This is a genomic window from Mammaliicoccus sp. J-M41 (assembly GCF_022385935.1).
In the GTDB taxonomy this organism is placed as follows: Bacteria; Bacillota; Bacilli; order Staphylococcales; family Staphylococcaceae; genus Mammaliicoccus; species Mammaliicoccus sciuri_A.
Map to the genome: position 1 here is coordinate 1 of NZ_JAJNIR010000094.1, position 289 is coordinate 289.

Here is a 289-nt window from a genome sequence, read left to right on the forward strand (position 1 = left end):
AATGGCTCTAAAACATGGTGCCGGCCAGAGGACTTGAACCCCCAACCTACTGATTACAAGTCAGTTGCTCTACCAGTTGAGCTAGGCCGGCTTTAAATGGTGGAGAATGACGGGTTCGAACCGCCGACCCTCTGCTTGTAAGGCAGATGCTCTCCCAGCTGAGCTAATTCTCCATTTAAAAATATGTAATATTATTACTTGCCCGGCAACGTCCTACTCTCGCGGAACGTAAGCCCAACTACCATCGGCGCTAAAGAGCTTAACTTCTGTGTTCGGCATGGGAACAGGT

The 289-nt window shown here is 49.5% G+C and carries 2 tRNA genes and 1 rRNA gene; all 3 read right to left on the reverse strand.

Annotated elements, in window-relative coordinates:
* Positions 1 to 15: 15 nt before the first annotated feature.
* Positions 16 to 91: transfer RNA gene (locus tag LQ686_RS14030), tRNA-Thr, on the reverse strand.
* Positions 92 to 97: 6 nt separating this feature from the next.
* Positions 98 to 173 (reverse strand) — tRNA-Val (locus LQ686_RS14035).
* 27 nt (positions 174 to 200) lie between these two features.
* Positions 201 to 289: ribosomal RNA gene (gene rrf / locus LQ686_RS14040) — 5S ribosomal RNA — on the reverse strand; the annotation flags it as partial.